The sequence below is a fragment of the Pseudomonas sp. CFII64 genome (genome assembly GCF_000416235.1).
GTDB lineage: Bacteria > Pseudomonadota > Gammaproteobacteria > Pseudomonadales > Pseudomonadaceae > Aquipseudomonas.
Map to the genome: position 1 here is coordinate 1 of NZ_ATLO01000030.1, position 25,466 is coordinate 25,466.

Genomic DNA, 25,466 nt, shown 5'->3' on the forward strand with positions numbered 1-25,466 from the left:
GCGTCCGACCCATTGAAATATAAGGGGTTTCTTTTCTTGCGGGAGCAGGAAAAGACTTGATTCTGGACTTATTTTTGGGGCGTATCAAGAGCAAAAAACGGAACAATTCCAAGCCATGCTACTGGACCCTACCCATAGTCAATGCTGAGAGGTGGCAGTTCCGGCCTTAGAGAGCTCGTGACTTCTTCACACAGCCTGGATCCAAAGCGGACGCTCGCCGCTATGCTTGCTCTAATATGCCGAGTCACCAGGGGTCACTAGGACGGGATTATGTTCGAAGGTTTCCAGCTTGAAATGATCAAGTTGCCTGAGGCAACGTTACGCGTTCGCTACGGGGCTTGAGCCCGCCCTTATTGTTGCACCACTGCTGGCAACATCTTTCACAGTGGAGCGCCCTGATTGAGGGGCTTCGGCAAGTCGAGCAAGCCTGCGAATCATCACGATTTCGAGGCTTGCTCAGAAAGAGCGAAGGCGAGTAGCGGTGTAAATCGTCATTCCAGGGGTCAATCAAAAAATTCGCGATGGCCTGTTTGTCGATGAGCCTACGATTGAGTTTATGTTGGGGGCGGTGGATGACTTAATCGGCGAGAACAAACTGTCGACTTGAGAAAGCGGGCGGTGTGCTCTCGCCACGAACGCAAGAAGGTCGAAATGTTGTTCGCTCACCTCAAACGAATCCTGAAACTGGATCGGTTGCGACTACGAGGAATGACCGGCGCGAACGACGAATTCACCTTGGCGGCTGCGGTACAGAATCTAAGAAGACTGGCAAAACTGACCTCACAAGGGCCGCCGACTACGGGATAGATACGCCCGGAATCAGCAAAAACCCTCAAATAAACCCACTGCCCAAGCTACAAAGATCAACGCCGAACCGAAAACCACGCAACGTGGTGAACAGGTTCTGAAGTGACGGCCAACCTTAATGCCTTCCGGTCTGAAATTTCGACTTTTCAACTGAATCGGCCGATGCAGCCAGCCGTGACACCCAGCAATCTGCCGAGCAGACCTGGAGTCGACCCTCAGAAGTGGGATCAGCAGCGTCACAGCATGAATTCCTGATTGATGCCTAGCGATCCTCACCTTGCAAACCAAGACGATAAGCCCACTGCACAATGTCCGCAGCATTGTGGGCATCGAGTTTTTTCATCAAGTTGAGCCGATGTGTTTCCACCGTTTTCAAGCTGATACACAGGATTTGCGCCACGTCACGGTTGCGTGAGCCTTCGGCGACAAGTTTGAGGACCTGCCGCTCGCGCTCGGTCAGGGTGATACCGCTCACCGCTTGGCCACTTCGCAGTGCAGCGACTTGCGCGGCATCAAGGCCTGAATCTATGTAGATATCCCCGGCGCGCACCTGACTGATTGCGTTCAGGAGATCGTCACGGCGACTTCGCTTAAGCACGTACCCCAGCGCTCCCGCTTCAAACGCCAGGGCGGCGTTATGTTCGGAGACGTTGGAGGTCAGGGCGATGATCTTTATCTCGGGCCAACGCTTGCTGATCAGGGTAAGTGCCGAGACGCCATCAAGCAGTGGCATATTCAAGTCCATCAACACCAGGTTCGGCTGCAAGGCGCGGCACATACTGATGGCTTGATGACCGTCCTGCGCCTCACCGACTATTTCCAACTCGCTCTCATCAGCAAGCAGAGCACGCAAGCCCTCAAGAATCATGGCGTGATCATCGACTAGCAATAAACGGCATACAGGCATCTTCAAATCATCCGGGGCGTGGGGGTCAAGACTGACGGGCAGCGAGGGTCAAACAGTGCAGTTCAAGCCGATGTAGCATCGCGCTGATGGTTGGGATGTCAGCGTCATGACAAGCCTGCTCCATCAATGCCGCGTCCTGCTCCATGGAAGTTTCGCCAAATTGTCCGGTGCTGCCCTTGAGGCTATGGGCGACACGGGCGGCCTCAGCATGATCGGCCGAGCCAATGGCGGCCTTGAGTCGTGCCAGCAATGCCTGGCAATCCTCGCTGAATAACCGCTGCAAACGGGGCGAGCGCAGCGGGTCATGGGGAACTGATGCCGGCGCTACGGCTGCCGCCCTCGGTGCCGAAGGCGGCTCCGGCGCTCGCAGCTCCATGTTGCGCCCCAGCTGCCAGCCAATCACCGTAGTGATGGCATCAAACAATTGCATCGGAAGGACCGGTTTGGCGAGGTAGTGATTGGCACCTGCTTCGATGAAACGCTCACGATCACCGCGCATGGCGTTGGCCGTCAGGGCGATCACGTAAACCTCGTCATCGAGTGCGCCGGACTGCCCGGAGCGCAGCAATCGGACGGCCTCCATTCCATCCATTCGGGGCATCTGCCCGTCCATCAGCACCGCGTCGAACACCTGCTGCCCAAGCAGTTGCAACGCTTCGATACCATCGCAGGCCAGGCTTACGCGGTGACCGAAACGCTCCAGGAGCAGTTGGGTGAGTTCGCGATTGGTGGCGATGTCGTCTACCACCAGAACATCCAGGCTGTAGTCGTGTCGCTCCAGCGCTCGCAAAGGTGATGGCGCACCAGTGAGTGTCGGCGTAGCTCCGCTTTGCACTTGGCACAGCGTTCGATAGAAAGGCTGACGTCGCAGCGGCCTGACCACGCACGCCGCTAGGCCCCATGCCTGGAGTTGAGCCGCGTCGGGCAGAGACTCGACGTGCGAGGCCATCAGTACAATACGCGCCGCAGACAACGACGCATTGCCGCGGCAGATCCTTGCGAACTCAATGCCATCAACCAACGGCAGGCGCCAGTTGACCAATACCAGGTCAAACATGACGCCCAGTTGCGCCTGCTCCTGCATCAACCGCAACGCGTCATCGGCATTCGAAGCGCCCTGGCACAGCATCTGCCAGTGGCCGAGCATGCCCATCAACGCGTCACGCTCTTCACTGTGCTCGTCAATCACCAGTGTGCGCAGCCCCCACAGCCGGGAAGCTTCGACCATCCTGGCCGGTGATCGCGGCAACGGCAGCGTCAGGCTGAAGGTTGACCCGACGTCGACCTGACTCTCCAACTCAATACTGCCGCCCATCAACCCGGCCAGACGTTGGCTGATGGACAGGCCCAGACCGGTTCCACCGAAGTTACGGGTAGTCGATGCATCAGCCTGCAGAAAGGCTTCGAATACAGCATCCTGTGCAGAACCCGCGATGCCGATTCCGGTGTCCACCACTTTGAATCCGAGCCGGTCGCCCTCCCCACACCAGACCTCCAGCCGAACAGCTCCCCTCGCGGTGAATTTCACGGCATTGCTCAAAAGATTGACCAGAATCTGCCGAAGCCTCCAGGGATCACCCGTCACCTGTTCCGGGACATTGGTGGCAATGTGGCAAATCATGCGCAAACCTTTTTCAGCAGCACGCGGGGCCAATAGTTCAATGACCTCCTCGACCACCTCGATCAAATCAAACTCGATCCGCTCAATGCTCAAGTTGCCGGATTCAATTTTGGAAAGGTCCAGAATGTCATTGATCAGCGCCAACAACGCTTCGGAGTTTTCCCGAATGGCGCCCACAAAATGCTGCTGCTGAACGCTCAGTGGCGTATCGGCCAACAGATGATTCATGCCGATCACCGCGTTCATCGGGGTACGGATCTCATGACTCATGTTGGCCAGGAACTGGCCTTTGAGTTGGCTGGCCTGCTCGGCCGATAGCCGGGCGACCTGCAACTCATTGGTCCGGACTTTGACCAGATCTTCCAGCCCCGCCTGCTGAGCTTCCAAGGCATCGAGCAGCGTGTTGTAGGCCCTGGCAAAACGCCCGAGCTCATCTTCACGGGTCGCTGGCAGCCGACGCGACAGATCATCACCATCGACGGTGAGTTCGACTTCCTGGGCAAACAACGCCAATGGCCGTGCCAGCTCGCGCCGCAATACCAGCAGCAAGCCCAGTGTCAGCAGGACAAAGCCAATCAGCGCAAAAGGCACTTCGCTAAGAATCAGCCGCAAAGCGCCCGCCCGTAACTGCGCCTGTGGATAAAGCGTCAACAGATACCAGTCCGGCTCACTCAGGTGGGCGACCACCATCGGCGAACCGTCAAAAAAACCGATTCGAGGGAACTCGGATCCGGCCGGAAAACTGCCCAGCAGTTTCTGCAGATCGTCTTGAAGAACAGAGCTCATCAAGCTTGCAGAGAGATCCGCAACCCTTCGTCCCTGGGCATCCAGCAACAGACTTGGGTAACCACTCAATAGCTGTTCGATGCGGGTCAGCCGTTCATTAAGCTTGAGCTCATAGCCGGTCATGAACAGCGGTTTGCCGTTGGCATCCCGGGACACCACCGCCACGCTGAGCAACTGCTGATCGAGCAATGCATCGTAATACGGCCCTGACCAGATCACTTGCGGGCCATTGACTGGCAACTGGTCGAACAAAGCGCGCAATTGAACGGTACGGTTCTGCACAAACCCCGACGGAATATCAAGTTGTGTGGAGAACGCGGCCCCCGCATCAGGAAAATAGAAAAACGTATCCACGGTCATAGCCTGCCCCGCAGTGCCGAACGCTTCGGCTGCAGAGGCTGCACGCGCCAGCCTGTCAATCGCGACACGGTTGTCGACGTCATCTGGCGAGGGTGGGTTAAGCACCCAATGCATGGTGCTGCGCTGGAAGATATTGCTGCCAAACTCGTTGGCAGCTCCACTTTCCCAGCGCGTCATCAGCCGCTTGGCACCCTCTTGTGCGTCGCGAAAGTCATCGTTATCGACACTGGAAAGCAAACGCATGCGCTGGCTCAGATCATTCAGAGCCTCACTTTGCAGCTGCTCGAAGGTTCGCCAGGCGCTGAGCCCTGCAGCTACGCACCAGCTCAACGCCAGAACCAGCGCCAGCACACAGGTGATCCGTAGCGCCAGCGATCTCCGCCAACTCGTCATCGCACGCCGACTTTGCCAGAAGCGGTGCTATCTAGCTTTGAATCGACCCCCATCTTGCGCGCAATTTCCCGTATCGCCCGCTGTGCAGCCGCATCGTCGCGCAGCGACACCACCAGCAAACGTTGCACTTTTTCACCAGTGGCTGTTTGTGCAGCTTCCCGTTGCGTAGCAAGCCCCAGGGTGCGCAATTGCGCCTCCAGGTTTCTCATCCGCGTTTCGTTGTCGTAGACACCCAGGTCCAGACGCAACCCTTCGCCAGCTGCCAAACCGGTATCGACTGGCCGTGGTGTCCAACACCAGGCGATCTGTGTAGGCGGTTGAATGTTGGCGACGCCCTGCTGAGCCGGCGAACCAAGTGCCGAAAGGCTCACGTTCAGTGCCGCGGCCTGAGTTTCCATCGCCGTGAGTTGCTCGGCAATGCTTTTCAGGCGCTCATCCAGGACCGCGACCTGCACCTGCAGCTCGTCGGCTTTGGCGTACTTCTCAAGCAGCACCTGCTCTCCTTCCTGGCGATACGTCAGCTGGATGCCAATCAGGTTTTCGCTGCCCATCAAATTACGCTGGCTCGGAAAATCGGCAGCCGTGAAGGTGTGTTGCCCGCCGTTGAACAATCGCAGGAAATCGACGAAAGCGCGGTCGCCGGTCCAGTGTCGGGTCAGCTTGAAGCTGGCAAAGCTGATCTCCAGTGAAACGTCCGCACAGGCCCCTGGCGCCCAGACGAAACTGGCGCTGGTCGGGAAGTTGAAGTTATCCAAGACCGTGGAGCGGCCACTGCATTGCAGCGTCAGGCGCGTCTGCTGAGGCAAAGAGCGAGCACTGATGTTGACCTGGGAGGGTGATGCCGAAAGCTCCACCACCGCAGCAGTAGCCTGCAGCGTCGCAATGCTTTGCTTGAGCTCAGCCCGTTGCGCCGTCAGGGTTTTCTGCTCGGCGTCCAGCGCCTGTTTGCTTTGCTGCTCAGTTGCTTGCTGGGTCTGGCTCTGTCGTTGCGCGCTGACCAGATCGTTCTGCGCGTGCTGCATGCGACTGACGTAGGCATAGAACGCCCCGGTCAACGGAATCTGGACTCCCAAGGATTCACGCCCGCTGTAGCGTTGCGCATCGCGTTGCACAAAGGTCTTTACCGGCCCGGTCATAAAGGCGGGCAGTTGTCCGCGATCTCCGTACAGCAACTCGTTGAGCATCACCGGATCGCGCACACCCTGGATTGAACTGAGCAGCTGCCCACTCCAGTCACTCTGCAGACGGCAGGCGGCCACCTCAGCGACATAATGCGAAGAGAAATCCAATTGCCCGGTCACCAGCGACCAGACCACATCTTCACGCGGATCTGGTCCTTTGAGCGCCTGGATCAATGCAGTTCGAATGCTATCGGCTTCCCAGAGCGGTGCCGCTTTGACTGCCGGGTCGGCACCAAAGCCCCAGGTGTCGAGTGCAACTTGGAATGCCTGGGCGTCATTTTTCTGCAGATCGGCAATTACCCCTTTCATGAGCTGGCCAAACCGGGCCAGCGCACGGGTCTGCGTCAGTTCATCGCGCAGCCCACTGACACCGCTTTCGATTGATCCGCCATTGACCATGCCTTTGAGCACATCACCGCCCAGCGCATTGGTCACCTTGAAATTGGCCAACAGGCCGGGTTCGGCGTGCAGATCATTATTGGCCGCCAGCTTGAGCAGACGATCCATCGCCACCGCACGAATGGCCCATGGCGCCCGGTGCTCAACCGGAATCAACTCGAAGCGCGCAGCACTGCGATGCAATAGTCTGATAAACGGGTCGTTGGAGGTGCCCACCACACTGAGCGTCTGTTGCCAGTCACTGCGGGTTTTCAGACGTGTCTGGGAGCTGAGCAAACTGCCCTGGATAAACCGGTACCAGGCGTCCTGAGTGTCACTCTGGTATTGCTCTAGAAACTTCACCCGCTGCGCTTTCCACAAGGTCTGGTCGCGGCTGGCCAGGCCCAGTTCATCAATGAAGCCCAGAATTGCGCTGTGCCCTTGCGCGGTGTAGGCACCGGACAGGCTCAGGTTGGGGTTATCGGTGTCGGTCCAGTATTCGCTGAGCTGGATCGGCGGCAAATTACCCTGCAGATCTGCCCACTCTGTAAGCCAGACCAACGGGCGCCCTTCAAGCCCCATACTTTCGAGCTGCCCTAACAAGCCGGCCCGCTGAGTCTGCATCTGCGCTATGTCGGTTTGCCACTCCAGGTAGGAGCGATAAGTAGACCCCAAGGTCACCAACTGCCCTGCGCCTATGGTCTGTTTAGAGCCATAGGCCAGGTTCAGAAAGCCCACCTCGGAGCCGGGAAGTGGCAGGTTTTCCAATGACTGATTATTCAGTCGGGCGTCGAGCAGATTAATCCTGCGGACCAAGAACTCCACATAAGCGGCAATCAATCGCGGGTCGCCGCTGTTCAGCGCAGTGCGCAAATTCTGTGAAATGAATCCATCGAAAACCGGGTGACGTATTTCGCTATCGAAGAGGCTGACGTAATCGGCCCGATAGTGCTCTTGCACGTCTTCAATATGCCGTGAGAACGGCAGTAAGGAACGCCAGCCGCCTTGCTGCGCCTCAGATAAATTGATCAACGCCTGGCGGTAACGACGCAAGGCATCCAGATCAGTTTCCAGCCCACCCGCGAAATCGGCGGCAGCAGGCGGTTCATGAAGCGCTTGAGCGAGTACACCTTGGGTGTGACGATCGGCATAGAACATCAAGGCAGCAAACCCCACGCACACTACCAGCCAGGCAATCACTGCGGCATGGACCAGCAGACGTCGCCATCGATGCCAGCTGTCAATGGCTTGATACGCGTAACGCTGACCCGGCAACAGCTGCCCCAGCAGGTCATGACTGAACCAACCCTCTGCCCGCCCCTCTGCATCGGTAGATTGTGCGCTGAGAAACAGCCCGCTCAGCAGCGGCGACTCACTGTAGGGACTGGCATCAAATGCGGGCGATAGCAGTTTTTCAAGGCGCGGACGCAAATCATCAATGCGTTCCGGCAGGCTGAATGCCTGCTCGTCGGGCAGGCCTCGCACGCCCAGCTCTATGCGCAAATCAGACAGGCGTCGGGCAAGCCCTGTGAAGACTTCATCCAGAAAAACGCCCGCACCCGTGCGTTGCTGGCTGAGCAAGCCAAAGGGCTGTTCGCGCTGTACCGGCGTAAGTGCTGCCCCCCATTGTGTGAAACCTGGCAGAGCCTCGGCATGAGTCACGATGAAATAGACCGGCAGACGGGCACCGAAGACCTTCACCAAATCATCCAGACGACGGCGCAAATGGTGCCCCTGCTCGCCCAGAGCCTCATCGGAGTCCGCCAGCAGGCGTTTGCTGTCGATCACCAGCAACACGCCATTGAGCGGCTCGCGACGCCGGGAGCGCAATAACCAGTACAGCAAACGCCGCCATTCAGGGCCTGCATCGCTATGACCTTCAGACAGGCGTCCGGCAGGGTCAATCACCACTGCGCGCTCCAGGAACCACCAATCCAGCGTCCCGGTAGCAGCCGCCTGCTTGCCCGGGTTGGCCGAGCGCAACGCAGAGGTAAGACCGCTGTGGTTCAACAGGCTGCTCTTGCCACAGCCGCTCTGGCCCAACATCAGGAACCAGGGCAGGACATACATCGGTGAACCCAGCCGGCTCAGGCGCGAATCGCGCAGCCCGCGCACACCACGGTTCCAGTCTTGGTCCAGATGAGGGGATTCATCCCGACGACTCTGCGGCAGCTCGCCTTTCATCCGCGCACGCAAGCGCCATGCGTACCAGCGGCGCACGACCCAGCGGACCAACACAACCAGCGCCAGGGTCGCGATAAAAATCACCGGCACGTACCACAGCGGCCAGCCCTCGTAGAGCACCAGCGCCCAGAGCAGCACTGCAAACCCAGCCAGGAGCAGCACCCAGAGCAAGAAAACGCCTGCCTTCTTCAACATCAGCGCATCTCCAGTATTTGGCTGACTTGCCGACCCAAAGAGAGATCGAAACTGATGTAAAGCACGGTCAACACGATCAAAGGAATTCCGATCAGCAACAGCAGGGAAATGCCCGGCAGACCACGACGTACCACAAGAGCGCGCCTGGTCAGCAGGTCTTCAGGTTGCGAAAAAAGATGGCTGGTGGCATCCAGCCCCACCATCTGATGATCAAGAATGATCCGCTCCATAAGCAGCCTGCGATACTGGGCCAGTTCGCCACCGGGACGCGCCGCATAGCGACCTTCAAAGCCACTTAACAAGGCCAGCCCGAACACTTCGCGAGCCTGCACCGCAGCCTCAGGCAGCGCCTCCAGGCGCTGGAAGAACTCGACACCTGCCCGACTGGTGGAGAAGTAATGCCGCTGCAACGGAGCCCGGCGCCATTGCGCAGAACCCGGCCATTCGCGAGACATGGCGGTTTCGTCAATCCAGGCCACCACGGCGAACAACGCCTCGCGAACCTCAGCTTCGGCAAATTGCAACTCGCGAGCACGATTGGCGGCGGCATCAAGCAGCGCAATCAACGCTGGTGCCAGGCCTTCATAGGTCTGTGAGGGATCACTGATGCCGCGCTTGGCGGCATCGAAAACGGGCGCCCAGCAGTGAGAAAGTCGCCGATTGCTCATGAACGCACTACCACCAGATCAATCACCAGGTCAGCTGGCGGCTGGGGCAGAAAGAACGCTGCCTGACGCTCTTTGAGCAGCGCTTCCCAGCCATCACTGAGCGTTTCCAGGCGGAAGTACAGCGCACCGGCAACTCGCGGCAAACCTTGTGGTGGGACTTGCAGATAAATCAGCTCGACACCCGGCAGCGCACGGTTGACCAGGCCTTGCATGACGCTGGCGGCGCCCAGCTTGCCGTCCAACGGCAGGTTCTCGGCCATCCAGGTCGGATCGACCGCACTGCGTGCCACCAGAAAATAGCGGTGGCGAGGGCCAAAAAAAGCATCCGGCAGTTCGGCTTGATAAAAACCATCGTGCAGTTGCAAACGAACCAGCAACTCGGATCCGATGCTGATTTCATTGAGTTGCTGGCCAATCAACGCCACCAGAGCAATGATCGCGGCCCCTGCCTCCTCATGTTTATAAGGCGGGACCAGCGCACGGTCATCCGGCGTTTCACCGAGCATGTCGCAGATATCGGAAAACAGACTCAGCTCACCCACCAGCTGACGCAGGGTGCCGTAAAGCTGCCAAGGCGATACCTGCGGTGTTTCCAGCAAATGAGTCAGCAGCGGACCATAACGATTCAGTACAGCCAGCGCCATCAGGTGATTGATCTGCGCGCCGTCGACGTCGCCGCGCCGCGATTCGCCTGGCTGCTTGTACACCGACAACTGCCTGGCTCGGCCGACCAACTCGTCGCGTACTTCGCGCAGCGTTTGCAGGAGCATGGGCGATGCCGCCAGATTGACCGAGGGTGGTACGTAGCGCTGCGCAACTCGCACCCGGTCCCCATCGAGATCGAGACGAGCGATGGGCAGCAACTCATAAACGCTCAAATGCTCCAGTTCGTCTTCCCAAAACAACCGCAGCACATACGACATCGAACGCACGCGGGCTTCCGGTGAGTTACCGAGACGGTCGGCGATGACTTCCGGGTCAGCAGCCACGACAAAGCGCGCTTCTGCCCGAACTCCATCAGCCAGGGTTTCGAAGACTTGGGCGTTGGCATCACCGGGCAGCAAGCGACGCAGACCAACATACAACGTACGCCCGCCGCTGAAGTCGCTCAGGTCGAGCGTGCGCGACTCCAGCACGGCGTTGCCCGGATACTCCGCCAGCGTGCCCTCGGGAAAGCGCACCGACAACTGATCCAGCAAGCACTGCTTGGCGGCCAGCGCCGACTCGTTGATCTTCAGCGAAATCAAGCCCCATGGGTAAGGGTGATTCAGCTCGGTGGTGCGCCTCAAACGGTGCTCAATCCGCGCATCATTGTGCTGAAAATGCTGAGGCTGGAGGAACAAGCCCTGATGCCAATACAACAACTGATCGATATTCATAGGGCTCGCGTTCGTGCAAAAAGATGGAAAAAGTGGTGATGACATTCAGGACGTAAGGATCAGTCCCTGGCTCCCGGCAGACGAACCTCGCCTTCCCTGGGCTGCACGGGTTTGGGCAACGCGAGGCGGCTTTCTTTGCCACGCAGCAGCGCATCCGGCCCTGCCAATAAATCAATGGCAATCGGCCTGGGCGTAGCGGTCCAGGTCTTGCTGAACCAACCCGTGGAAGTTACGTCCACACCCACCTGATAAAGCTTGGCGCTGCGGGCCGGATCCAGGTGGGCATAACCTGCGGCGATACCCACCATCCTGGCGCCCTCCAGCCTTGGCAGACGCAGCTGCTTGCTTTGACCCGGTTCGATGAACAGCCGCGTCAGGCCGATCATCCCGGTCGGTGCGCTGTTCATCAGCAACAGGCTGCTCAATTGCTGAGAGCTGCCGGTGTAAGCCGAAAACGCACTGATCTGATCGAACTGCGCGACCACCACCAGCAGGTTGTGCGCCTGACCGTCGTACTGATTGAGGTCGTTATCGGCGGTAAACGTGAGCTCGATGGCGTTTTCGGTGTAGTCCCACTTGAGTTCGGTGAGGGCCTTTTGCTCAGGGGTGAGCTCCTGGGAGCTGCATGCGGTGAGCAGCACGCAAAGGGGGAGCAGATACGCGCAAACCTGCCTCATGACATCACCGTGACAAGGGTCTGGCTACCAGCCGATACAACACCGATCGTGTTACCGGGCGAACCGTTCTGCAGGGTTTGCGTGGTGACCCGAACGGCGGGTTTACCACCGACCATGACCTTGGTGCTGCCATCGGTAAAAGTCATTTCGCCCATGATCTTGCCGCTAACGACGCCCCCCTGTGCCCCCGCCTCATCACCACTGCTGGAGGTCACCTTGCTCATCTGATTCATCGCCGGCAAACCGGCGATCAACACATCATTCACCAGGCCGCCGGGATCGGCCATGCTGGTATCGGCGATGTTGGGATAGGGCATAGGAACAGGCCCCGCTGGAGTTGCCGTGTTACATACATCGGGTTGCGACGCGGTAGCAATCGCGCCGCCATTGTTGAGCATGTACATAGTGTTTTCCCTAACCCAGCTTGATGCGTTGCGCATCGATTGCAACGGCCACATCAGCGAACAGATCCAGGGTTTCGCCCCGCACACTCCAATCGCCAGCAATGCGTTGGCGCAACGAGCCGGCATGCAGGTCTTCGTGCCCTCGCACCTGGCGTCGGCTGTCGCCGTATTGAGCGTCGTGTCGAGTCACCTGTTGGCTGAGGCGTTCTGCGTGTTCATTAAGCTCCTGCCAATGACTGTCGCAGCGCACACCGGTAACGCTCAACCGATCAACATTGATATCGGATTTGCTGAAGCGCGCCGAATTGCTTTGGGCTTCAACCTTCAAGCTCGGCCCGGCATCCAGCGCGATACCATTGCGCGCCTGAATATTCAGTGCGCCCATGGGGAGGTTCAGGTACAAATCGCCGGGCACCCGCAGCTCACTGCTCTGCGCCTGACTGCGCTCCAGCACGCTGAGGATGTAGCCTTGATCGCCAGACAGGGAAATCAGCACGTAGTCCCCAATGGCCGGCTGCAACAGACAGCCCAATGCAGGGCTTAGCCAATAGCGATGACCTTCGGCGCTGACCACTCCGAAGCGCTCGCCATCGACGGCGTTGATTCGCGCATGGCGCAAAATGGCGGGCTGATCAAGAAACAGCAGAGCTTCATGCATGGGGTGAACGCCTATAAAGTAGGTTGCCAGCGTTGCGCCGCGAGGCGTTCGCTGTCTTGGGGACGAATGGATTCGCGGTTGGCGTCGCGCCAGTCGCAGCCTTCGAGTTCAGCAGCGTGAAAGTCCGTGCCATCAAGATTGGCGTTAACGAACGAAGCCTGGGCAGCTTTCATCGCCTGGCATTGGGCGTACTGCAGGGACGCGCCGGTGAATATGCTGCCCGTGACATCTGCCTTGTTGAGATTTGCCCGCTCCAGGCAAGCACCTGTGAAGTCAGCCGCCGGAAATTGCGCTTCGCTGAAAATTGCTTGGTTGAGCTTTGCACGAGCAAAGCTGATGTGATCGCCCTTGCAGCGATAGAAAGAGATAGACACTGTGTCTACGGCACTGAAATCCGCCCTCACAAATATCGACTCATCGAAAGCACATTGCTCAAGACGCGCCTGGCCGAGATCAAGGTTTTCGAAGTGGCATTCGGTCATCCGAACTTGCTGCCACTGCGAACCCGGAGCCTGCAAGCTGTGCAAACTACAGCCTTGCCATTGGCATTGCGAAACGTCCACGTTACTCAATACAAGATCATCGAACACTGAATCGATAAAACTCACGCTTCGTAAAGTCGCGAGACTGAGATCCAGTGCAACACTATGAGTGCGCAGCCAGCGGCCACCGCTCAGGCTGGCGCCGGTGAGCCTGGTTCGATCCAGATTGCAATCGACCAACGTTACCCCTTCAAGCTGACAGCCAGAAAAATCGGCGTAACCCATCCGGCACCCTCGCCATTGGCTGCCGGTAATATTGGAACCTGAAAACGAAGCACGGCGAGCATCCACGCTCTCAAAACGGACTTGACTTAGATCTAGACCTCGATAGTCACCGCCGACCATATTTAGGTCGCGCAAAGGTGCCCCTTTGATCAACAGACTGCGCAAACCCTCGGCGGTCAGGGGCTCGCCGAGAGTACTGAACTCAGCTTGGTTCATGGCTGCCCCCTTTAAAGGCATTTCCACTTTTACCGTCAGCGCTGCCAGAAGGCGTTGAAGAAGAGTGAGCGCCAGTACCGTCCACCACGTCCCGGGCCGCCGTCAGAACGGACTGGGCCGTAGAAGCGACCGCAGCTAACGCCACTAAGCTAGCAGCAGCCATACCCGGAATGGTCTCCGAGAAACCGCTCTCTATTTCATTGATGAGGGGTCCGGCCTGAGTATTATCCGGCAACGCCCTGGCAACGCGACTTTTATACAGATTTAAGACGTCCATCGATAACTGACCTGCGTGAAGAACCTTCTTAGCCAGCTCTTGAGCGGCGTACAGCCGGTCCTGCATTCCTGCCGACAACTTTACTGGGCTAGTTACGTTACCCACCTTGTACTGCAGCAGCGCATTCTCCAGACTCAGCGCTATATTATTAATCTGCGCCGCCATATTAAGAGCTTTTTTCAGCGAACTGCGTTTATCCGAGAATACAAGCTTATGTTCAGCGGTAAATTGTTCCAGTTGCAGTGCAACCGGCTCTGTGGTCAGCACCGTTGCCAAACTTCCACTTATTGCTTTTACTGAGTCAGCGGAAACCTCGGTACTGACCAAAAGCTCTGTAACTATGGATGTTCGAGCGCATAATTTATCTTCGACCTGGAGGGTTTCTTTCACTAGCAGACTGCCACCGACAATGACATTACCATCGAGGACAATTGGGGCTCCCCCCGTCGTCTTGATGACAATCCCCTTACTATTAAGGGTAATAGTGTGGTCATTACCCACTATAGTAAGCGCATTAATTCCACGCAACTTTCCGATATCAGACGTAATCCCTAATTGCGAGGTATCAATGGTGGCAATGACAGCATCAACAGAATAACTCGTCGCCTTAATAGTTTGCGCGGCTGACTGATCCTTCTTGTAATAGTTATAGCAATAACCATTACCTTCATTCACATCAGCTTTAACCCCTCGCTTGTTATAGTTGAGGACACTGTCGCGATCCGTATAGTCCTCGCGTTTACTACTCTCTCCTCCGACACTGACCGTACACTGATGTTCCACGGCATTGAATTCGGCCGAAAATGTATTTACTCCTATCTGCCTAGCCAACTGAAGATGCTCGCCTCCCTTCCAACTTGACAGGACAACGTCGATGCTAAAGGTCGGTGAACCGGCGAAGCCGACAAAGGAGTCCTTGCGGACTTTTTTATGCTCATCGACGACACCCTTCATACCAAAATCCGAACTTTGGCCTATGCGCGATCGGTATACGCCGCCGACATAATGACTGTAAGCATCTGAGTCCAACTCCATATCAACATTGGTAGTTAACTGGATGCCATTGGCTGCCGCGCCCATGATGAGCTTGGAGGCGCCAAAGGGAGAACCCATCGTAATCTGCGCGCCGGTGTCCTGATCATCCATAACCACAAAGTGGCCGCCGGGGCTGGACAGCCCACTTTGCGTCACATTTTTTTCATTGACCCGGTTAAGATTTTCAGAGTTGGGAACAGCCCCGGTGATAATCGGACGATCCGGATCTCCGTCCAGAAATGATACTAAAACTTCGGCGCCCTTGAGCAACGGAAAGTGCATGCCATGCTCAGCACCGGCGGACAGGGTTGCCATGCGTAACCACGCAGAGCCACGTGTGGCTGGTTTCTGTGTGCGAATAAACGGGAAGTTGACTTTATAGCAGCCATGTTCGTTGAGAAGTGGTTTGCCACTTTCATCGCCATCGACGATGGCACTCAGGACGCCTTTTATATTGGGCTTGGGTGAGCTACAGGGTGCGCGGTATTGCACGTCGGCGGGCAGTGCGACGAAGCTTGTACTGGACTGGGCACGCTGGTCAGAATCGCTGTATTGAAGGGAAGGCAACGGCTGGCTACCTGCATGTTGGACCTCAATGACTTGATACTGGACATTTAGCGGCTTTCGTGGATGGTCGACTAAAACCATTGGATAGCCAGCGCGCAACCCGGTGGCGCGGCCACTTCCGTGGAATTCACAACGCCTACAACCGAGCATCTGAGCCCTACGCTTAGCCAACCAGGCACCTTCTTGCGTTGAACCAAAGTGCTGACCGTACAATCCGTAATCACCAAGAAACGCACTTGGCTTCGTGACAACATCGACAGGATTCTGGCCATTACTTAAGGGTGTACTCGCGTCAGCGACCGACGCGACGGCCTGCAACTTCAGTTGCGCATTGGTTGCCGAAAAATCCTGCAATACCACCTGATTGGCCTGACTGACCAAACGGCGCCTGAATGTATTTGCCACTGCCAAGGTCGTCTCTACATGCGGATTGCTGCCGACATGGCGATATGTAATCTGGGTTGCGGTCAGAGGCTGAAACCCTCGATCGCCACACATCACCAAGGTCTCTTGGCTCACCCCATGTTCAAAGTAATAGTAGACACCGTAATGCTCCAGCAGTCGGGAAAAGAATGCAAAGCTCGTCTCTTCAAACTGACAGGTGAAGCTGGCCGTAATGAAAGCGCTATCCGAAGTGGGTACGCGCAGATCGAAGTCGTAGTCATTTGCCTCGCTGGTAAATTGGCCCAGACCGGCCTTGATCATGTCGACTTCACGCAATATGTCAGTGATTATGGTCTGTAGGCTGCTGTCCAACCATATATCTGAGAATTGAAACTGACGAAGCAGCACCATGCGCGGCTCAAGCACTAAGCGAAAGAAAAAGTACTCGCCTTGACTGTCCAATTGTTCAACATCTGTCACCACGCCGTGATAAGGCTGTGCCAAGCCCTGTGCGTCAGTTATATACAAACTTGCGCGTCTTCCCAGCATGACTTCGTCATCAAGTGCTGGATCGCGCGACGCCACTCGAACCTCAAAACGGTATGGCCGCGACAATGCTTCCTCGCCTTGCCAGTCAAGGACCAGAAATTCGGCTTTTGGCAACGCCGTGCTAACGAAACTGCACAGAGGTTTATCTGCCGCTGGCAAGGGATCCATTGGCAATATCAAATCATTGGCCATCAGACAATCCTCTGGAAATTAGAAGTGGGTAATCAAGCATTGGCCAAGTCCTTCGACAGTCGGCAACGCGTCATCAAGGCACCGGAGACCTTCGTACCCTCCCCTATGACTCCCTCGGTAACGCTGCCATGCAGGTTGCTGCCGCTCAGATCGGTTTGGCTGAGATTGACCTTGCGCAAGGTTGTTTCCAGCAGATTGGCACCGACCCAACTGGCACGACTTAGATCACTTCCAGTGAAATCGGCACTACAAGCACTCAGGTGATAGCCACTGCTATCACTTAGATCGCAGCATGAAACCAGGGCTCGGGACAGATTTACGCCGCTCAGGCTGGCGTGCGTCAGATAGGCGTGCTGAAGACTGGCGTCGCTGAGGTCAGCACCGTCCAACCGTACAGCCGGAAGGCGACAACCTGGCTCAAGGCGCCATTGCTTCAACAGAGCGCAGCTCAGATCAACTTCGACCCCCTCGCAGCAAGACCATGAAGCTTCTTGCAAATCAGCCCTGGACAACTCAACGGCGTCCAGTTGGCAGGCGTAGAACTGTGTCTTGACCAACTGTGCATCGGCTATTCTCGCCTGTCCAAGATTGCAACGCTGCCAGCGCGCTCGCGGCCAATTAACGCGTTGTAGACTGGCGGCAGTAAAGCTGCACTCGACCCACTGGATATCCTGCCCATGACAGCCAGAAAAGTCGGCGTTGTCGAACCCGCACTGTTTGGCGTAAACCGCATGAAAGCTCGCCTCTTTCGCCCGCGCGCCATTCATGGAGCTACGCTCGAAGAACGCACCGTCCAGGCAAGCTTTGGTCATATCGACATTATCAAGCTCGCAATCGATGAAGCGGCCATGACTCAGGTCCGCACCGCTGAATGACGTACCTCTCAACTGGCAGTTTTGGAACACGCAGTTCTGCAAATCCGCCGCACTCAAATCAAGATGGGATAAATCGAGAGATGCAAAGTGCTCGCCGGTCAGACGCAGGCCATTGGCATGGCTGGTTTGCAGGAGTTCACGGGTCCATTCTGGCTGGATGTCCGCCAAGAGCGATCCGACAGTAATGTTTTTCAAGGCTGCGATCAGCGTTTCAATTTCTTCGATCTGTACTGCGGCCTCCTCCGCTTCAATCGAACCTGGTAGCGGGTGGGCGTCAGCCTGAAGCACGCTGAAGCGTAACAGTGGATCCTGCGCACGCATTTCGGCCATCAAGTCCTCTAGGGGTATCCCCAACTCGCCAGCTATTTGCTCGAGTTCCTGCTGCTGGCCAGCCTCCAGCTCGACGAGATTGGCATGCAGATCTGTTTCGGCCCGAAGAGCATCCAGTTGCACCTGCGCAAGCAGCGGATCGGGCGGCTTGGCCGCGGCATGGATTTCGTCAAGCAGAGCCACTGGGTCACGGCCAACAAGGCTGGCCAACGCAGCCACCTCTTGCCGGAGGTGCTCTTGCGTCTGAACAAGCCTTTGATCAATGTGCGACTCTCCTCCAAAGGCATCAACCTCCGCATTGATGGCCTCCTCATCGGTAGCTGTCTGAGTGCCCTTAAACAACCGTTCTAAAGTAGATGGATTGATACGCTGCTCATCCGGCAATAATTCATGCGCACCGGCTAAAGACTCTTGCAGTTTAGGTAGCAATGACGCCAGATTACGTTCATCCGCTTGAACCGCCTGAATACCCAAAATCGGATTAACGACGCCCACCGACCTTGAGGGAAACCCTAGCAAACGTTCCTGCTCCTTGAGGAAGACGGTAGCGTTAGCGATCAGATCCGCACCAAGCTTATTGAGTTTTTCTTCCTGCTCAGGCGCAGCTTTGCCCCGCTGCGCTTGCGATTCAGCGGACGGAATGTGACTCTGCCGCCACAACTCTGCGATCCATTGATCACGGCTCTTATACGAGTCCGTTTCGCGCTCGCAGCGCAAAGCCACCGCCGCAAGATCTTCGCCGTCTATATCTCGTACCGGAATCTGCGCTCTATAAACCAGCAGGACCCGTTCGACATCCGGGAACAGCCATACGGTGTCCAGCTCAAGTTTTACCTCTTCGATAGCCCGATCGACCGCCGATGCAGGTTTCGCTTGCGAATCTATCGAAGCGCGCTCGACAAACAGCCGGGGACGAAAGCCAGGCAAGCGCCCGACTACCTCCAACTTAGAGGGATGCATACCGGCAACAGACCAGGCCTCATTCCCTGCCCAATAGTCCGGTTGGACCTGGTCCTGGGCGACTTCGTCAAACCAGCGTGGGTCTGTGTCCAACGGCGCAAAAGGCGCACGCTGACATGCCCAGGCCTCATCACAAACACCGAAAAAATCCCGGCGCTCCCGAGAGTGAGGCAACAATGGCAGCAAGCTGGCTACCTGCACAGATTTACCAGGCGCACGCAAGGGCATATGTGGGCTCTCGACCTGGGGCAAGGCCAGGCCTTCGGCGACATCCGGGTCAGTGGTGTAGCCAATCCCTTGAGGGTTATCCGGGCTGTCGGCACCGCCATAGGCATGCTGCAAGTCCAGCGGAACGACTGTCAGCGCACCACAGATAACGGGATTCCACCCCAGCAAACCTTTACGCCACTGGCGAGGAGGCTGCACATGCAGGGTCTTGCTCAGTGAACCTAAGCTGACCCGCACCGCCATGCCTGCCTGTTGCGCTGTATTCAGAGGATAAGCGCTGCCGTGAACGGCAAAGGTGCCATGGTTCTTTTTCAAGCCACGATCGAACGGCTGTTTGGCGAAGCGCTCGGCCAGCCATGGCTGTGCCTGATCAGCCGTGACAATAGTTTGATCAGCTTGGTACAACAGCCCCACAGTCGCCACCATGCAGGGACTATGTTCAAGACGATTCCGAGCGACCAATAACAGGCTGGCATCACCGTAATCAAGGCGCATGACGACGAGTCTCCCGGAGGTTCGACGCAGTCGCTGCAGGGTTCACAGTTGGCTGCACACGAGGCTGTCCATAAGTTGTATGGTTCATGGCTTAGACCAACTCTTCCAACGGCGCGGCAGCCAGGTCCGAAGACCCGCTTTCGGTTGCCAGGATGTTGCTGATAAGCCACTCCCCCGAAGCACCCACCGCCACATGCAACTGCGCCAGCGGCCGCTGATCGGCAATAGCCCCCAGCAACACGTCCGACAGACGCGGGGTCAGGCTTTTACGCAGGATGAAGTCGATGTTGCGCGCCCCGCTCTCCACTTCCGTGCAGCGTGCGGCGATGACGTCGGCCACTTCGTCGGCAAAGGTCAGGCGCACTTTCGATGAAGCCAGCAGCCGCTCGCTGAGCCGGGCCAGTTTCAGGCGCACGATACCGGCCAGCTGTTCACCGCCCAGGGTGAAGAACGGCACGATGGTCATGCGTGCCAGTAATGCAGGCTTGAAATGCCTGGAAAGCGTCGGGCGGATTTTCTCCGCAAGGGTGTCGGGGTCCGGGCGACCGTCAGCGCACAGGTTCTGGATTTCGTCGGTGGCCAGGTTGCTGGTCAACAGCACCACGGTGTTGGAGAAGTCGATCTGCCGCCCTTCGCCATCGGACAGGCTGCCCTTGTCAAAGACCTGGTAGAAAATGTTCACCACGTCCAGGTGGGCTTTCTCGACCTCATCGAGCAGCACCACCGAATAAGGGCGCTTGCGGACCGCTTCGGTCAACATGCCGCCTTCACCGAAACCGACATAACCGGCAGGAGAACCCACCAGACGGCTGACGGTGTGCTTTTCCTGATACTCGCTCATGTTCACCGAGATCATCGCTTGCTCGCCGCCGAACAAGTGCTCGGCCACGGCCAGGGCGGTTTCGGTTTTGCCGACACCCGATGGGCCGACCAGCAGAAACACGCCCAGCGGCTGTTGCGGATCACGCAGGCCGGATTGCGCGGCCTTGAGGATTTCAGCGATTTGCTCGACGGCGGTGTCCTGACCGCGAATCCGCGTCTTGATGTTGGCGGCCAGGGCCATTACACCACCAGCGGCGTCCCGCAGTACTTTGCCCAAAGGCACGCCGGTCCAGTCAGAGACCACCTTGGCGATGGCGTCCGGATTGACTTCGGTGAACAGCAACGGTTCGTCGCCTTGCAGCGTTGCCAGCGCCTGGCGAGCCGACTCCAGTTCCGCCTGACGGTCGGTCAGCGAAGCCAGAACCTGAGCCGTTTCGCCCTCGGCAGGCACGGGCAGATCTTCTTCTTTCAAGGCCACTTGCTTGCGAGCCTCCAGAACCCGAACTGCGGCCTCGCGCTCGGCAAGCCAGCGGGTTTCCAGCGTCACACGGCGATCTTCGATACTCGCCTGTTCATCGGCAATATCAGCCAGACGCTGCGCCTCCACCGGGAAGCCGTTGTTGCGATCACGTTCCAGCGCTGCCAGTTCGCGGGCCAGACCGGACAGCTGGCGCTCCATGCGTTCCAGCGCGGCAGGCTTGATACCCAGGCCAATCCGCACGCGGGCGCTGGCGGTGTCGAGCAGGTCCACGGCCTTGTCCGGCAGCAGACGCCCGGTGATGTAGCGATCCGACAACTCGGCCGCAGCGACGATCGCGTCATCACGCACACTGACGCCGTGGACTTTTTCGTAATGCCCCTTGAGGCCACGCAAAATCAGTACCGCAGTCTTGACGCTCGGTTCATCAAGCTTCACCAACTGGAAGCGGCGCGCCAGGGCTGGGTCTTTTTCAAAATACTTTTTATATTCCGACCAGGTGGTGGCGGCGATGGTGCGCAACTCGCCACGCGCCAGAGCCGGCTTGAGCAGGTTGGCCGCATCGGACCCGCCCGCTGCGCCGCCCGCGCCGATCAGCATGTGCGCTTCATCGATAAACAGAATGACCGGCGTGGCGGACGCCTTGATCTCCTCGATGACCCCGCGCAAACGGTTTTCAAACTCGCCCTTGACGCTGGCCCCGGCTTCCAGGGCACCCAGATCCAGGCTGAGCAGGCGGGTATTTTTGAGGAAGTCCGGCACTTCGTTCTGGCTGATCAGCAACGCCAGGCCTTCCACGACCGCCGACTTGCCCACCCCTGGTTCGCCGACGGCAATGGGGTTGTTTTTACGACGCCTGGCCAGGATGTCGATCATCTGGCGGATTTCATCATCACGACCAAAAATCGGGTCGATGCGCCCTGCCGCAGCCTTGGCGGTGAGGTCTTCGCAAAAGCGCGCGATATTGTCTTCGGCTGCCGCTGCAACACCGCCAGCGTTGGCGACCGTCGAAACCGTCGAGCCAACTTGCAGGCTGTCCAGTGGACCTTCGCTGGAACCGTTCAGCAGTTGATTGAATTCAGCGGTCAGGGCGTCGGTTGAGATCGGCTTGAGCATCTCGCCGTACCGCGTCCCGGCGGTGTAATAGCCCAGGCGCGAGACCAGCGCCAGCAGCAACGAGCCACCGCGAATGCGCCCAGTGCCCACCACCAGCGAGGCGACGAGCCAGGCATCCTGAATCAACTCGGTGAGCAGGCTGGCGAACACCGGACGACCAGGATTGCCGTTCTTGAGTTGCGTCAAACCGTCGTCAAGCAGCGCCCGCAAGCGCAACGGATCAATCTCGAAGCGGGTCAGGATGCGGGTGACGTCAGCATTGGTATCGTCCAGTAATTGACGCAGCAAGTGCTCAACGGAAATCTCGTAGTGAGTGCGTGCCAGGGTCAGCCCTGCCGCATTCTCCAGAGCTTTGGTGCCATATACATTGAGCCGCGCGAACAGCGGTTTGAGTTCTACCTGAATCATTGCAGCGTCCTCACTTCGGGCATCGAGCCGTTTGCAGCGGTTAACATGAATACAACGTCGTCTTGCGCATTTGTGTCGCCGAGCCAGGTATCCAGGCCCAGTTGTTGCCAGCCCTGACCCAACGAGGCGCAGCGCTGCTCCTGTGGCGCAAGCATCATGACCAAACGACTGTGCAGCGGCGTCTGCAAGTACAGCGCCACCAGCCTTTCCAGCTTTTGGTACAGCGCCTGCCCCGGCAACAGGTCGTGAAAACGCTGTGCACTCAATGAAGTCAGACGAATATCCAGCATGCCGCTACGGTCCATCACTTCTCGACCGAGCAGGCTGTCTTCGCCCAAGACACCGCACTGCATGCCCAGGTAAGTACGCGCTGGACGGTCGATACGCAGCCGTGTTTCGACACAGGGCACAACCTCCACAGAACCATCGTTGAGCACCGCCTTCACCAACTGCTGCAGGCCTAGGGCCGAGCGTGGGTGCTGATTGAACAGGCCTGCGTATTGCAATAAATCCAGGGATTGGTCGCGCAGTTCAGGCCGTGCATCAGCGACACCGATAAAGGCCTGCAGTTGGCGCAGGCTCTTGACGTCACGGCGCTCGGTGATGTCGATCCAGATGCGGTGCTTTTCCCAAGCGCGGAACAACAGCGGATAGAGCGCGGCATGCAAAATGTCGAGAAAGTCGCGCCCCGCCGAGTGCCCTTGCAACTGCTCGTCGATCAAATCCTCGGTGTAAAACGTAGGCAGCGGCGAAGTCACCCCATACAACCCGAAGAAATTGGCTTCTATGCGGTAGCGACCATCCTCGCCCTGCTCAATCTGCTCAATGTCACGCTGCGGGAAACCCAGCCCCAGACGCGGCCGGACCCGCACATTTTCAGCGAACGATTTATCGCTGGGGAAACGCAGTCGCAACAGGCGCAGTGCCTGGAAAAACCCGAAATCGCCGCTGTCATCAAGCAACGAATCGCTCACAGCAGGCGTTGCTGCCCGATCTTCGCTGGCCATTGCAAGGTCTCGTGGTGAACGCTGTCGAACAGCGTGAAAGCGGTAAAGCTGTTGACAGCCATACAGCCAGCGAAAAACTCGTCGAGTACACAACCGAACAGGTAGAAATTGCCGGGGCTGAGAAAGTGATCACCGCGACACTCGACCCGAATGACACTCCCTTCAATCGGTAGCCCACGGATAAAGCGTCGTTCTTGAAGGACGGTGACGTTTTCGATGGCATCGATACGGCGCTGATTAGCGTCTTGTGCGCCCTCCCCGGTACTGGGCAGATAAGCCGTCAGCAGGCCACGCAAGTAATCGCGATCAGCCAGGCGAAAGTGATTAGCGTTCAACTGCGAGAGCATTCGCCACAGCAATTTGTCGTCGAATTTCGGTGGCTGGCAGGGGGTGACACCCCGGATGCTCTTGAACTCCATCCTGGGTGGGGTGTTGTCCGTGGGCTGGTTCAAATCCCCCGGCCGCAGACTTTCAGGCAACTTGCCGTTGGTGCACAACAAACCGATAGACAAGGTCATTTCGGCTGGCACTTTACCTTCGCGGTAAGGCAGGCTCAGATAATGGTCGTACCCATGAGGGTCGATACTCGAAGAGCGGATTCGCAAATTGTAAGTGTCGTTTTGCGAAAAGGTATTGAACGGCTCAAGGGGTCGCTCGCCTGCGCCAGCTGTGTAAGCGCTGACGCTGAGCACCGAATGAATCCGCATGCTCATGCGCTGGCCATGATCGGCAGGCTGGATGCGATAGTCGACTTGCTTGTGGTCGATGCGCAGCGGATGTGCTTCCTGGGTGAATAGATTGATGGCCGGTGTCACACCAAGCATGAAACTGTTGGCCGAGAGATTCGGCGTCCAGTCAGGCAAGTTTTCGAACATCAGGCGCACGGTGAAGCGCCCGTCCGCACCTCTTGCTCGCCACTGTTTGAACCCGCGCAGCTCGATAAACAAAAATTTCTCGGGCAATGCGAAGTATTCCTGCAGGCAACGATAGGCCGGGTGCGCGGTATCGGGAAACGGCAGCAAGGTGTTGCTCGCATCAAATCCGAGGCCGCGCAAATGGCTGGCCGACAGTACGGTCATGGGTTGTTCTTGTGCTGTGATACGAATCTCACGCAAGTTGAGATGCAGCAGACGCAACAACTTTGAGCCATCAGCCAGGCCATCACCCAAATAGAAACGCAGGCTATCGGCCATCCAATTATTCGGATCGGCGGTAGTAAAAGCGAAGTCCAGAACCAAGCTGCGCTCTTCACCAGCGCCGCCGTCCCAGCGGCTTGCAACCAGTTGCAACGGCTCCAGATCGACCGCTGCGGTACTGCGGAAGCGCATCCGCTGGCCATCGACCGGCACCGAGGCAATTTCGCAGCCGGCCTCGACACGTGAGACCTCTTGCAATGCCCCACGCGGCTGAAATTGCAGCAGCGTCAGGCAAGGCAAGGGTTGTAGGTAATGGGGATAGAGCAGCTGCGCCAACTCTTGGATGAACTCGGGAAACTCGTCGTCCAGCCGTTGGCGAACCATCCCGGTGAGAAACGCCACACCTTCGAGCAAGCGCTCGACATCCGGGTCATTGGCCGAGTCCACGCCCAGCAGCGGCGCCAGGGCCGGGTTGCGGCGAGCAAACTCATCGGCCAGACGCCGCAGTTGGTTGAGTTCATTTTGATAGTGGCTATTGAGCATGACTTAGTGCATCGCCAAGGACACGCGACCATCCGAAGACACACGCGTTGCCAAGTGAATGGGAATGTCCCGGTCGTCGATCGACACCATACCCTCAAGGCTGAAACTCAGCGACAACACTTCCTGAGCGCCTTCGGCGACCAAGATGCGCGGCGACTTCAAGCGAGGCTCATAGCGGGCGATCATGCGAGTCATGTTCTCGATTATTTGCGTTGTCTCTCCGGTCGCAAACGAACCGGCCAGATTGGTGAAATCGGGTACGCCAAACTCAGCGTCGATAGGCACGCTGCCGCGCCGGGTATTCAGGATGCGTTGCAGATGCAGGATGATCGACTCCGTCAACACTTCCGCCTGGGTAAGGTGCGTACGACCGGTTTCGACCTGCAGGCTTTTGACGCGCTCCAGTAATCGCTTTTCTCTCAACGCGGTGTACCTTCTGCCATGGCAAGAACACCGCCCTGGACCAGGGCGGCGTTGAACAGT

At 57.6% G+C, this 25,466-nt stretch carries 15 protein-coding genes and 1 pseudogene; 1 reads left to right on the forward strand and 15 read right to left on the reverse strand.

The window, feature by feature from the left end; genetic code table 11:
- Positions 1-624: 624 nt before the first annotated feature.
- Positions 625-807, forward strand: a pseudogene (locus CFII64_RS29345) (transposase); the annotation flags it as partial.
- A gap of 262 nt (positions 808-1,069) precedes the next feature.
- Here the strand turns inward: CFII64_RS29345 and CFII64_RS14035 are convergent.
- The 15 genes from CFII64_RS14035 to tssE all read right to left on the reverse strand — a co-directional run bounded on the left by CFII64_RS14035 (position 1,070) and on the right by tssE (position 25,406).
- A complete protein-coding gene (locus tag CFII64_RS14035; protein WP_044901387.1) occupies positions 1,070-1,714 on the reverse strand; it encodes a two component system response regulator in 645 nt (214 codons plus the stop codon).
- A gap of 25 nt (positions 1,715-1,739) precedes the next feature.
- Entirely contained in the window at positions 1,740-4,832 is a 3,093-nt protein-coding gene (locus CFII64_RS14040; protein ID WP_020291449.1) for a response regulator, read from the reverse strand.
- A gap of 38 nt (positions 4,833-4,870) precedes the next feature.
- On the reverse strand, positions 4,871-8,812 hold the full coding sequence (locus CFII64_RS14045) for a type VI secretion protein IcmF/TssM N-terminal domain-containing protein (RefSeq protein WP_020291450.1): 3,942 nt from the start codon (positions 8,810-8,812) through the stop codon (positions 4,871-4,873).
- A complete protein-coding gene (locus tag CFII64_RS14050) occupies positions 8,812-9,480 on the reverse strand; it encodes a DotU family type IV/VI secretion system protein (RefSeq protein WP_020291451.1) in 669 nt (222 codons plus the stop codon). The genes CFII64_RS14045 and CFII64_RS14050 overlap by 1 nt, the downstream gene beginning before the upstream one ends.
- A complete protein-coding gene (gene tssK, locus CFII64_RS14055) occupies positions 9,477-10,859 on the reverse strand; it encodes a type VI secretion system baseplate subunit TssK (RefSeq protein ID WP_020291452.1) in 1,383 nt (460 codons plus the stop codon). The genes CFII64_RS14050 and tssK overlap by 4 nt, the downstream gene beginning before the upstream one ends.
- 59 nt (positions 10,860-10,918) lie before the next feature.
- On the reverse strand, positions 10,919-11,536 hold the full coding sequence (tssJ, locus tag CFII64_RS14060) for a type VI secretion system lipoprotein TssJ (RefSeq protein ID WP_020291453.1): 618 nt from the start codon (positions 11,534-11,536) through the stop codon (positions 10,919-10,921).
- Entirely contained in the window at positions 11,533-11,940 is a 408-nt protein-coding gene (locus tag CFII64_RS14065; protein WP_020291454.1) for a DUF4150 domain-containing protein, read from the reverse strand. The genes tssJ and CFII64_RS14065 overlap by 4 nt, the downstream gene beginning before the upstream one ends.
- 10 nt (positions 11,941-11,950) lie before the next feature.
- On the reverse strand, positions 11,951-12,598 hold the full coding sequence (locus CFII64_RS14070; RefSeq protein WP_020291455.1) for a DUF3540 domain-containing protein: 648 nt from the start codon (positions 12,596-12,598) through the stop codon (positions 11,951-11,953).
- Between the two features lie 11 nt (positions 12,599-12,609).
- Positions 12,610-13,581, reverse strand: coding sequence for a pentapeptide repeat-containing protein (locus CFII64_RS14075; RefSeq protein ID WP_020291456.1), 972 nt, complete (start codon positions 13,579-13,581; stop codon positions 12,610-12,612).
- Positions 13,568-16,585, reverse strand: coding sequence for a type VI secretion system Vgr family protein (locus tag CFII64_RS29025; RefSeq protein WP_020291457.1), 3,018 nt, complete (start codon positions 16,583-16,585; stop codon positions 13,568-13,570). Before CFII64_RS29025 ends, CFII64_RS14075 begins: the two co-directional genes overlap by 14 nt.
- Positions 16,586-16,617: 32 nt before the next feature.
- Complete coding sequence (locus tag CFII64_RS14085; RefSeq protein ID WP_084488267.1) at positions 16,618-19,473, reverse strand: DUF2169 domain-containing protein; 2,856 nt, start codon at positions 19,471-19,473, stop codon at positions 16,618-16,620.
- A 91-nt stretch (positions 19,474-19,564) separates the two neighbouring features.
- Positions 19,565-22,297 carry a type VI secretion system ATPase TssH gene (tssH, locus tag CFII64_RS14100; protein ID WP_020291461.1) on the reverse strand — a complete coding sequence of 911 codons (2,733 nt, stop codon included), beginning with the start codon at positions 22,295-22,297 and terminating at the stop codon, positions 19,565-19,567.
- Positions 22,294-23,304, reverse strand: a complete 1,011-nt coding sequence (gene tssG / locus CFII64_RS14105; protein ID WP_020291462.1) for a type VI secretion system baseplate subunit TssG — start codon at positions 23,302-23,304, stop codon at positions 22,294-22,296. Before tssG ends, tssH begins: the two co-directional genes overlap by 4 nt.
- On the reverse strand, positions 23,268-24,983 hold the full coding sequence (tssF, locus tag CFII64_RS14110; RefSeq protein ID WP_020291463.1) for a type VI secretion system baseplate subunit TssF: 1,716 nt from the start codon (positions 24,981-24,983) through the stop codon (positions 23,268-23,270). The genes tssG and tssF overlap by 37 nt, the downstream gene beginning before the upstream one ends.
- A 3-nt stretch (positions 24,984-24,986) precedes the next feature.
- Positions 24,987-25,406, reverse strand: a complete 420-nt coding sequence (tssE, locus tag CFII64_RS14115; protein ID WP_020291464.1) for a type VI secretion system baseplate subunit TssE — start codon at positions 25,404-25,406, stop codon at positions 24,987-24,989.
- Positions 25,407-25,466 lie beyond the last annotated feature (60 nt).

What these genes read in the sequence shown, in the direction of transcription:
- CFII64_RS14035 (WP_044901387.1), bottom strand. Translation starts at nt 1,714, where the DNA reads ATGCCTGTATGCCGTTTATTGCTAGTCGATGATCACGCCATGATTCTT.
- CFII64_RS14045 (WP_020291450.1), bottom strand. Translation starts at nt 8,812, where the DNA reads ATGTTGAAGAAGGCAGGCGTTTTCTTGCTCTGGGTGCTGCTCCTGGCT.
- CFII64_RS14050 (WP_020291451.1), bottom strand. Translation starts at nt 9,480, where the DNA reads ATGAGCAATCGGCGACTTTCTCACTGCTGGGCGCCCGTTTTCGATGCC.
- tssK (WP_020291452.1), bottom strand. Translation starts at nt 10,859, where the DNA reads ATGAATATCGATCAGTTGTTGTATTGGCATCAGGGCTTGTTCCTCCAG.
- tssJ (WP_020291453.1), bottom strand. Translation starts at nt 11,536, where the DNA reads ATGAGGCAGGTTTGCGCGTATCTGCTCCCCCTTTGCGTGCTGCTCACC.
- CFII64_RS14065 (WP_020291454.1), bottom strand. Translation starts at nt 11,940, where the DNA reads ATGTACATGCTCAACAATGGCGGCGCGATTGCTACCGCGTCGCAACCC.
- CFII64_RS14070 (WP_020291455.1), bottom strand. Translation starts at nt 12,598, where the DNA reads ATGCATGAAGCTCTGCTGTTTCTTGATCAGCCCGCCATTTTGCGCCAT.
- CFII64_RS14075 (WP_020291456.1), bottom strand. Translation starts at nt 13,581, where the DNA reads ATGAACCAAGCTGAGTTCAGTACTCTCGGCGAGCCCCTGACCGCCGAG.
- CFII64_RS29025 (WP_020291457.1), bottom strand. Translation starts at nt 16,585, where the DNA reads ATGGCCAATGATTTGATATTGCCAATGGATCCCTTGCCAGCGGCAGAT.
- CFII64_RS14085 (WP_084488267.1), bottom strand. Translation starts at nt 19,473, where the DNA reads ATGCGCCTTGATTACGGTGATGCCAGCCTGTTATTGGTCGCTCGGAAT.
- tssH (WP_020291461.1), bottom strand. Translation starts at nt 22,297, where the DNA reads ATGATTCAGGTAGAACTCAAACCGCTGTTCGCGCGGCTCAATGTATAT.
- tssG (WP_020291462.1), bottom strand. Translation starts at nt 23,304, where the DNA reads ATGGCCAGCGAAGATCGGGCAGCAACGCCTGCTGTGAGCGATTCGTTG.
- tssF (WP_020291463.1), bottom strand. Translation starts at nt 24,983, where the DNA reads ATGCTCAATAGCCACTATCAAAATGAACTCAACCAACTGCGGCGTCTG.